The 1,757-nt window shown below is 51.4% G+C and carries 3 protein-coding genes; all 3 read left to right on the forward strand.

Going from position 1 to position 1,757, the window contains the following annotated elements:
• On the forward strand, positions 1–352 hold a 352-nt coding region (locus tag HUU10_15705), incomplete at its 5' end, for a hypothetical protein (GenBank protein NUQ83048.1).
• Positions 349–501 carry a hypothetical protein gene (locus HUU10_15710; protein ID NUQ83049.1) on the forward strand — a complete coding sequence of 51 codons (153 nt, stop codon included), beginning with the start codon at positions 349–351 and terminating at the stop codon, positions 499–501. The genes HUU10_15705 and HUU10_15710, both read left to right, overlap by 4 nt.
• Positions 502–629: 128 nt before the next feature.
• The gene (locus tag HUU10_15715) at positions 630–1,628 is read left to right on the forward strand and encodes an ATP-binding protein (GenBank protein NUQ83050.1); all 999 of its coding nucleotides are present in this window, start codon (positions 630–632) and stop codon (positions 1,626–1,628) included.
• Positions 1,629–1,757: the final 129 nt, after the last annotated feature.

Raw genomic sequence — 1,757 nt, forward strand, 5'->3', positions numbered from 1 at the left:
CAAGGCAAGCGCACTCAATGACGTGATGATACACGTGATCGAGTTCTCAATTATCCGTGGTGACGGATTATACCACACGGTGAGTATGGAAGGGACAGAGGAAGCGATCCTCCCGATTTACAACCACCTGATGGAAGAAGCCGGGCAACCAAAGTTCGACCCGGAAGACTACTGCACGAACTGCCATACTCACTTTTCTGAGAACGAGAGAGACGAGAACGATCCCTTCCGGTGCTACCTCTGCGTGGCTTCCGAAATGGACACCTACCAAGGGCCGGAATACAAGGAGCGGTTGGAGTTGGTTCAATCCGCGATGGAAACCCTGGACAGACATTTCGGAGGACGGAAATGAACGACCTGATGACTGACTGGCGGTTGTGGCTGGCCGCTCGGGAAACCTACGAACTGGCATTCATGGCAGCTGGGGTTCTGCTCCTGGCCGGAGCAATCACCGCCGTGCTTGAAATCAAAATGCGGAAAGACGAGGGAAACAATGAGTGAATTCACATGCATCATCTGTGAATGGCCGATTCCGGCCGATCAAATGGACACCGACGAGCGCATCTGCTCCGACTGTTTGGACAAACTTGACGAAGAGACATTAAACGACCACCCGAAAGATAGGAGTAATCATGTTCCAGAAAGCCATTAAGGCAAAATCCAAACTCCGGCTCGCGGTCTTCGGACCATCCGGCGCCGGAAAAACTTTCACCTCACTCCGGATGGCAACCGGAATCGGTGGAAAAATCGCACTGATTGATTCAGAGCGAAACAGCGCATCAAAGTATGCTGATCGGTTTGATTTCGATACGGCAAGCCTCGATCGAAAAACCATCGATGAGTACATCAGTTACATGACTGGCGCGGCAAAGACCGGGTACAATGTTCTAATCATCGATTCAATGAGCCATGCATGGCAAGAGCTCCTTGAAGAAATCGATAAACTGGCTTCCACCAAGTACAAAGGAAACACCTGGTCTGCATGGAGCGAGGGAACTCCAAAGCAGAAACGGTTCGTGGACGCCATCCTGAATTTCCCTGGTCATGTTATCGTAACCATGCGGAGTAAGACCGAGTGGACGACTGAATCTGATAAGAACGGGAAATCCCGCCCAATACGGGTTGGGCTTACTCCTGAGCAAGGAAAGGGCATCGAGTATGAGTTCGACATGCTGATCGAACTGTCTACCGAGCACATTGCTCAGGTGATCAAGGACCGGACAGGAAAATACCAGGATCAGATCATAGAGAAACCCGGGGAACAATTCGGGAAGGATCTGATTGATTGGCTGAATGATGGTACAGAACCCATTCAGCAACCAGCTCAACCCGAGCCACAGAAGCCAACGCCGCCACCGGTTCAATCGAATGTCCTGCCGAAACAACTCGCCTCAGAGGATCAATTGACTCGGATCGGGGATCTGCTTCGCGAGGAAGACTTCCTCACCATCGAAACTGTAAGCACCACCCGGGACTATCTAAAAAAACATCCACAGCCGACAGCAGAGGCTGCCATACGGATCATCCGAAAGCTGGAGGAAGAGATCGGGAAAAACCGGGAGACTGTCACGGATGGTCAGCCGGACGACAGCCAATCGTTTGAGGCTCTTTTCGGAGGCAAACCATGAATGGAGTTCAAGTAAAAGAAAGCCTGGTCGAATTGGGCCAGGTATGCTCAACCGAAAAGGACATCCGGACAGTGGCAAAATTGTTCTCTGAATCCTTCCTGACTGAATTCCGGTCAGTGGATCTCGCGG

Source organism: Bacteroidota bacterium (genome assembly GCA_013360915.1).
Classification (GTDB): domain Bacteria; phylum Bacteroidota; class JABWAT01; order JABWAT01; family JABWAT01; genus JABWAT01.